We start from the raw sequence: 7,231 nt of genomic DNA, 5'->3' as shown, positions 1-7,231 counted from the left end.
GGTCGCGGGACGAGGCCCGCACGGTCATGGCGGTCAGCTCGGGTCGCTGTTGAACTTCGAGGTCGACCAGAAGTAGCCGAGCACCGTGAGGCCGACGCACCAGGCGATGGCGATCCAGCCGTTGTTGCCGATCTCGGTGCCGAGCAGCAGGCCGCGCAGGGTCTCGATGGCGGGGGTGAACGGCAGGGGGTCGGCACGCGCGAAGGGGGTCGGGACCTGACGGCGGCACGCGCGAAGGGGACGGCACAGGACGGCGGGACGCGCGAAGGGGACGCCCGSTGASCGGGCGTCCCCTTCGTCGTGGAGCGGGTGGTGCGGTCAGAGGGAGGAGTCGTCGAACGGCGCGTGCATGACCGACGAGGCGTGGCAGGTCGTCACGACACCCGTGCTCACCTTGATCTTGCAGACCTCGAAGTAGGCGAGGCTGATGTAGCCGCCGGGCGCCGCGTACGTCGTCCAGGTCGCCGTGTCCTTGCCCGTCGGGATCGTCCGCATCCGCCACTCGATCCGGCCGTTCTCGCCGTTCGTGATGAGGCGGATGCCGATGGCGTAGCCGTCGGTCGCCGTGTCCTTCAGGGTGATGTTGATGGGGTCGAGCCGGTTCGGGCGGACCCGCCAGCCGATGTCCATCCGGCCGTAGTAGGAGAAGTCCGTCGCGGTCACGCTGTCGGAGGTCGTCAGCGGTGCGGCCGCGGCGGGCGTGGCGGCCAGCGGGCCGAACACGGCGGCCAGGGCTGCGGCACAGGTGGCCACGGTGTACTTGAAGCGCATGAATCCCCCGGTGAGAGAGCAGAGTTGGTCGAAGATGATCACTCTACGGGCTCCTGGGCGCGCTTTCCGCAGCTCAGGGCGTGGCGGCGGTGGCGGGGCGCCCCGAAGCGGTACGCCGAAGGCCGGCGCCCCGGGTGGGGTGCCGGCCTTCCGCGTCGGACGGGGTCGGAGCGGGCGGGTCAGGCGACGAGCTCGGTGGTGTCGTGCACCGTGGACTCCTCGGCGGCCGGGGCCGGTTTCTTGTCCCGCATGACCAGTGCGGCGAGGACCGCGGCGGCCAGGACACCGACCGCGCTGATGGTGAAGGTGGTCGACATCGAGGAGGCGAAGGCCTGCCGGGCGGCGGCCACCAGACCCGGGTCGCCGCCGGCGACCGCCCCGCCGATCGACTGCCGGGCCGCCTCGGGGGCGTCGGCGGGCATCTCGGCGGTGTAGCTGCTGGTCAGCAGCGAGCCGAGGATCGCGATGCCGAGCGCGGTACCGGCCTGCTGGATGGTGTCGTTCAGGGCCGATCCGACGCCGGCCTTCTCCTCGGGGATCGTGCCCATCAGGGCGCCGACCGCGGCCGGCATCGCGAGGCCGGCACCGAGGCCGAGCAGACCGAGCGCGATCGCCGGGAGGGTGAAGCCCGAGTAGGCGGTGACCGTGGTCAGCAGGGCGAAGGACGAGGCCATGACGAGCATGCCGGCCAGGATCAGGAGGCGGTTGCCGATCTTCGCGGCCAGGCCGGCACCGGCGCCGTTGCCGAGGAGTGCGGCGACGGCCAGCGGGACGAAGGCGAGCCCCGCCTTGATCGGCGAATAGCCGAGGACGAACTGCAGGTACTGGGTGAGGACGAGCAGCAGACCGCCGTTGCCGATCTGCACCAGGGTCAGGGAGAGCGAACCGCCGCTGAAGTTGCGGTGCTTGAAGAGGACCAGCGGGACCATCGGCGCGTCGGTGACGTTCTCCCAGATCACGAAGCCGGCCAGGGAGACCACGGCGACGACGAGGGTGATCGCCGACCGGCCGCCGAAGACGCCGTGCTGCGGGATCTCGATGATCCACCAGATCAGCGCGGTCATGCCGGCCACGGAGAGCACCGCGCCGAGCGGGTCGGGCTTCTGCCACGGGCCCTTGGACTCCGGCATGAGGGTGAGCGCGGCGAGGACGGCCAGAGCGACGACCGGGACGTTGATGAAGAAGATCGAGTGCCAGGAGAAGTGGTCGATCAGCACGCCGCCGAGCACCGGGCTGCCGACCAGGCCGAGCATCGACACCGAGCCCCATGCCGCCATCGCCTTGGGCCGCTCGTCCTCGTCGAAGACGGTGATGAGGATGGAGAGCGTCGAGGGCATGATCAGCGCGCCGCCGACACCCATCGTGATCCGGGCCGCGATGACCTCGGCGGGGTTGGCGCAGACCGTCGCCGCCAGGGACGCGAGTCCGAACAGCAGCAGGCCGAGGACCATCACCTTCCGGCGCCCGAACCGGTCTCCGAGGCTTCCGGAGGTCAGCAGCAGGCCGGCGAACACCAGGATGTAGGAGTCGAGGATCCACTGGATGTCCTGGGCGCTCGCGCCGATGTCCTCGGTCATCGAGGGCACCGCGACCGTCAGCGCCATGCTGTCGACCACCAGGACCAGGGTGCTGAGGCACAGCACGACGAGGATCCACCAGCGGCGTGGATGACGGGTTTCCATGGGGTTTCCTCTCGACCTGCGTACGTCGTTCCTTCGTTGCGAACACTGTACGCAGCTGCGATCGGTGTACGCAAGACTTGTTTCCCGTACGCTGGATGCGAACGWCGTACGCAACCTCAGGAGGGTCCATGGCCGCCAAGAGCAACCCGATCCCGTCGGTGTGGGCGAGGCAGCGGCGCGAGCCCGACCAGCCGGCGCTCAGCAGGGCGTCGATCGTCCGCGAGGCGATCGTGATGCTGGACGCCGACGGCATCGAGGCGCTGAGCATGCGCAAGCTCGGCGCGCGGCTGAACGCCGGCGCGACCTCCCTCTACCGGCACGTGGCCACCAAGGACGAGCTGATGGAACTGGCGGTGGACGAGGTCGCGGCCGAGATCACCGTCCCGCCGGCCGGCGGTCCCGACTGGCGCGCCGCGGCCACGGAGGCCGCCGAGTCCTTCCGGGCGACGGCCCTCCGCCACCCCTGGCTCTCCTCGGTGCTCGGCCAGGCCGGGCTCGCCTACCTGGGCCCCAACCTCATGGCGTACTCCGAGCGGCTGGCCGCGCTGTTCACCTCGGCGGGCTTCCCCGAGCCGAGCCGGGCGATCGACACCGTGCTGTCGTACGTCATCGGCATGAGCACCACCGAGGCGGCGTGGCTCACCACGGTGGCCCGCTCCGGTGAGACCGAGGCCGACTTCATCGCCCGGCTGATGCCAGCCGCCCAGCAGGCCGCGGCCGGGCACGACCACCTCGCCGACGCCTACGCGGACGCGCGGGTCCACGCGATCGTCGACCCGGTGGAGATCCGCGACAGCAAGTTCGCGTACGGCCTCGAGGTCGTCCTCGACGGCCTCGCCCTGCGCCTCGCTGACGCGTCCCGGCCGGGGGACGCGTCCTAGGGGGTGTTGCGAAAGTCCCGCCCGCCCTCGGGGCGGAGGGCGCTGCTTTCGCAACACGCCCTGCCCGGGCGCGCCCGCACCGGCCACGGCGCCCGCAGGCGCCGCCCCTCGGGAAATGCGTCGACGGCGCCCACGCCGCTGGCTAGCGTCGGGTGCCATGAGCAGCCTGCAGACGATCCACGACGTGCCCGTCCTCCTGTGCCCCGCCGAGGGCGAGACCATCGGCGGGGAACGCGACGCCCTGGATCTCATCGGCAACGCCGGCTACCAGGGCGCCCAGTGGGTCGTGGTGCCCGTCGAGCGGTTCGACGAGGCGTTCTTCCGGCTCCGCAGCCGGGTCGCGGGCGACATCGTCCAGAAGTTCGTCAACTACCGGATGGGGATGGTCGTCCTCGGCGACATCTCCCGGCACACCGAGGCGAGCCCCGCGCTGCGGGACTTCGTCCGCGAGTGCAACCGCGGACGGCAGACCTGGTTCGTCGCCGACCTCGACGAGCTGAGCGACCGCCTGCGGGACTGACCCCACCCCGCCCCCGGGGCCGGTCCCGTCCGGACCGAGGAATCGGCCGCCGGCGCCGAGCTCTACTTCCAGCGCTGCTGCTGGTGCCACACCACGACGTTCCAGAGACTGCTCTGCCCGACCCGGAAACGGAGCCTCATGTTCGGCATCAGCGAGATCGCGATCCTCCTGATCGTCGTCATCCTCCTGCTCGGCGCCAGGAAGCTGCCCGAGCTGGCACGCAGCGCCGGCAAGGCCGCGCGGATCCTCAAGAGCGAGAAGCGGGCGATGAAGGACGACGGCGCGTCGCGGGAGCCGCGGGCCGTGTACGAGGTCACCACGCCGCCGGCCGGTGCGCAGGCGCCGCCTGCGCACCCGGGGACACCCGGCTCCCCCGAGGGCGGGCCGGCCGGGCACTGAACCGGCGGGGACGCCGACCCCGACCGCCCGCCGACTCCGCCCCCCGTCCGGGCCGGGGTGCGGACGGCGCAAGGGAGGGGTGCGGACGGGGGCGGCCGAGCGTCCACCGGCCGTGCCGCGCCGGATCGCGTCCGCGCACGGGCGTCCGGTACGGACGGGCCGGAGAACAGCAGCAGGTCCGCGGCCCGGGCGGGCGCGTCACGCCGCCGGGTCCGCCGTCTCCCCCGGCGGGTCGTCGGCCGCGTACGGGTGGACGTAGCGGTCCTCGTGGAAGGGCATGAACCAGGTCCCGAAGGCCATCGGGGTGATGCCGAGCGACTCCGCCGCCGGGTCCTCGTCTATGCCGTCCATCGAGTCGTCGTAGAGCCACTCGAAGTCCCGGTCCTCGTAGACCCCGGCGGCGAAGACCTCCAGCGCGGCGACGACGCCGTCGTCCAGCAGGTCGTACAGATCGAGCGTGATGTGCGCCTGCTCCAGCAGCAGTTTGAGGACGAGCTGCTCGGCGACGCAGCCGAGCCGACGGAAGCCGCCGTCGGTGAAGCGGGTGGTGAGGGCGACGGCGGTCACCAGGAAGCGCCGGGCGAACCGTTCGTCGTACTGGAGCGCGTAGCGGGGCGGCAGGTCCCCCAGGTGCCACAGGTGGCCTTCGCAGGCGGCGGCGTTCGCGTCCTCCTCGGCCAGCACCTGGACGTCGTCGAAGAGCTCGTCGACGAGGAGTTCCGCGGCGTGCACGATCGCCCCCGCCGCGACCTCGGCGCTCTCCGGGGACACACCGGCGGTCGCGCTGCCCGCCGCGCCGCCGCGGTCGGTGCCGGGCTCCCCGACGCCTTCGGCGACGGCCGCCGTACCGCCTCGGGGCGCGCCGGCGTCGGCCTCGCCCCGGGCCGGCCCCTGCTCGGGGAGCCGGACCCCGAAGGCGTCCGGCCCGAAGGCGCGCAGCCGGCCGGCCGTCGCACGGAATCCGGCCCGGTGGTCCGTGCCGTCGGCCGCCCGCTCGGCGGCCGACGCGGCCCCGGCCGTGTGCCGGGCCCGGCGGGCCTCCAGGTCGCTCGGCGGCGCGTCCGGCCCCTCGGCCGCCTCCAGGCTCTCGCGGGCACGGTCGGTGTGCAGCTTCACCTCGCTGCTGCGGACCACCCAGTCGGCCAGCAGCTCCGAACGCTCCAGCACCTCCTCCGTCACGGAGCCGACCGCCTCCTCCGCCAGCTCCAGCGACGTCGCGTCGACGAACACCTGCAGGACCGCGCCGCTCGGATGGACCTCCACGAGCGTGTCGATGAGGTCCACATCGGTGCCGTCGGGCCCCTCGATCCCGGCCACCGCGTCGAATCCCTGCCGGAGGAGCGCGGTCGCCCCCACCCGGTGCAGTTCGTCCAGTTCCGGAGCGCCCTCCGGCGTGTGCGTTTCCACCGTCACGACATAGGTCACGACGGCAAGCCTGCCAGGCCCGACCCGCCGGTAACAGGCGAACGGGCAAGCCGGAAAGCCCACATGACCGACAGTCGCCCCCGCCCCGCGTCCAGGTGGCCGGATCAGCCGCGGACGGCCGCGATCCGGGCGATCGCCGGTGCGAGCGGGGCGCCGCCGATACGGTGGATCCCGTGATCGAATCGATTCTTCCCGCGGGCACGGCGGTCTCCGAGTCGTTCGGGGACCGGGCGGAGGCGACCCTGTACCCGGGCGAGGAGGAGCTCATCGCGCGGGCGGTGGAGTCACGCCGTCGCGAGTTCACCACCACCCGGCACTGCGCCCGGCTCGCCCTGCGCGACCTCGGGTACGAGCCGGTGGCGATCCCGAGCGGCGAGAAGCGCGAACCGGTCTGGCCCACCGGGGTCGTCGGCGCGCTGACGCACTGCCTCGGATACCGGGCCGCCGCGCTGGCCCGGGTGGAGGACGTCGTCTCGCTGGGCATCGACGCGGAACCGCATCTCCCGCTGCCCGAAGGGGTTCTGGGATCCGTGTCCCGGCCCGAGGAACGCGAGCGGATCGCGGAGCTGACGGCGTCCGTGCCCGAAGTGCACTGGGACCGCCTGCTGTTCAGCGCCAAGGAGTCCGTCTACAAGGCGTGGTTCCCGCTGGCCCGCCGCTGGCTGGACTTCTCCGAGGCCACCCTGGAGTTCGATCCCTCCGGTCGCGCCTTCCACGCGACGCTCCACCAGGAGGGCCCGCCGGTGGACGGGCGGCCCCTCACCTCGATGAGCGGACGCTGGCTCGTCGACAACGGGCTGATCACGACGGCGGTCGCCCTGGTCCGCTGAACGTCCGGCCCCGCCGCGCTCGCCGGCCGGGGCCGGGCGGGCGCACCTTCGCCGCGCGGGGCGGGATGACGGAGCCGACGGGCCTGCCCTGGAAGCCGATGCCCTCGAGGACGAGGCGCTGCCGCCGTCGAAGCGGTCGCCGATCCGGGGTTCGCCGGCCGCTCGGCGCACGACGCACCCGGCCGTCTCCGCGCGGCCGTCCCCTGCGCGGCTTTCCCCTCTCCCGTCGGCGACCGCCCGATGCCCGGGCGTCCCGCCGTCCGCGCACCGCGCCGTCTCCAGGGCCCGGAGGGCACCGCCCCCGTATGCCCGCGGGCCGCACCTCAGAGCGCCGTCCCGGCCGTGCGTGACCGGCCCCGCTCCCAGGCTACTGGCATCATGGCACTGAGTGTGTTTTGCTGAGGGTACTCAGTGCCAAAAGCCTTCAAGGGGAGCTCCAGATCATGGGCAAGGACTTCGACCTGTATCGCCTGTCCGAGGAGCACGACATGCTCCGGGAGACGGTCCGTGCGCTGGCGGAGGCGAAGATCTCGCCGTTCGCCGCGGCGGTGGACGAGGAGGGGCGGTTCCCCCAGGAGGCGCTGGACGCGCTGGTGGCGGCGGATCTGCACGCGGTGCACGTGCCGGAGACGTACGGGGGTGCGGGGGCGGACGCGCTGGCGACGGTGATCGTGATCGAGGAGGTCGCGCGGGCGTGCGGCAGCAGCTCGCTGATCCCGGCGG

At 72.8% G+C, this 7,231-nt stretch carries 8 protein-coding genes and 1 pseudogene; 5 read left to right on the top strand and 4 right to left on the bottom strand.

All coding sequences use genetic code 11. The annotated features are described in order from the left end of the window. Positions 1–33 precede the first annotated feature (33 nt). The 3 genes and pseudogenes from EAO71_RS39385 to EAO71_RS33700 all read right to left on the bottom strand — a co-directional run. Positions 34–195 (bottom strand): annotated as a pseudogene (locus tag EAO71_RS39385) (ABC transporter permease); the annotation flags it as partial. A 123-nt stretch (positions 196–318) separates the two neighbouring features. Then, positions 319–813, bottom strand: coding sequence for a hypothetical protein (locus tag EAO71_RS33705; RefSeq protein WP_147981631.1), 495 nt, complete (start codon positions 811–813; stop codon positions 319–321). A gap of 137 nt (positions 814–950) precedes the next feature. After that, positions 951–2,453 carry an MFS transporter gene (locus EAO71_RS33700; protein WP_147981630.1) on the bottom strand — a complete coding sequence of 501 codons (1,503 nt, stop codon included), beginning with the start codon at positions 2,451–2,453 and terminating at the stop codon, positions 951–953. Between the two features lie 128 nt (positions 2,454–2,581). On the opposite strand from EAO71_RS33700, the gene EAO71_RS33695 reads away from it, so the two are divergent. The 3 genes from EAO71_RS33695 to EAO71_RS33685 all read left to right on the top strand — a co-directional run bounded on the left by EAO71_RS33695 (position 2,582) and on the right by EAO71_RS33685 (position 4,253). After that, positions 2,582–3,334: a TetR/AcrR family transcriptional regulator gene (locus EAO71_RS33695; protein WP_147981629.1), complete on the top strand. Its 753-nt coding sequence runs from the start codon at positions 2,582–2,584 to the stop codon at positions 3,332–3,334. 157 nt (positions 3,335–3,491) lie between these two features. Further along, positions 3,492–3,854: a DUF4180 domain-containing protein gene (locus EAO71_RS33690; RefSeq protein ID WP_147981628.1), complete on the top strand. Its 363-nt coding sequence runs from the start codon at positions 3,492–3,494 to the stop codon at positions 3,852–3,854. A 138-nt stretch (positions 3,855–3,992) separates the two neighbouring features. Further along, complete coding sequence (locus EAO71_RS33685) at positions 3,993–4,253, top strand: twin-arginine translocase TatA/TatE family subunit (RefSeq protein ID WP_147981627.1); 261 nt, start codon at positions 3,993–3,995, stop codon at positions 4,251–4,253. 198 nt (positions 4,254–4,451) lie between these two features. Here EAO71_RS33685 and EAO71_RS33680 read toward each other — a convergent pair whose 3' ends face one another. After that, positions 4,452–5,678 (bottom strand): hypothetical protein, encoded by a 1,227-nt coding sequence (locus tag EAO71_RS33680; RefSeq protein ID WP_147981626.1) that lies wholly within the window; start codon positions 5,676–5,678, stop codon positions 4,452–4,454. 173 nt (positions 5,679–5,851) lie between these two features. On the opposite strand from EAO71_RS33680, the gene EAO71_RS33675 reads away from it, so the two are divergent. After that, positions 5,852–6,508 (top strand): 4'-phosphopantetheinyl transferase family protein, encoded by a 657-nt coding sequence (locus EAO71_RS33675; protein ID WP_147981625.1) that lies wholly within the window; start codon positions 5,852–5,854, stop codon positions 6,506–6,508. Between the two features lie 443 nt (positions 6,509–6,951). Then, positions 6,952–7,231 (top strand): acyl-CoA dehydrogenase family protein (locus tag EAO71_RS33665; protein ID WP_147981633.1); only part of this gene is annotated, 280 nt, incomplete at its 3' end.

The sequence above is a fragment of the Streptomyces sp. MS191 genome (assembly GCF_008042125.1).
Lineage (GTDB): Bacteria > Actinomycetota > Actinomycetes > Streptomycetales > Streptomycetaceae > Streptomyces.
The sequence above is the reverse complement of the archived record's forward strand: the minus strand, read 5'-3'. Positions and strand labels throughout refer to the sequence as shown.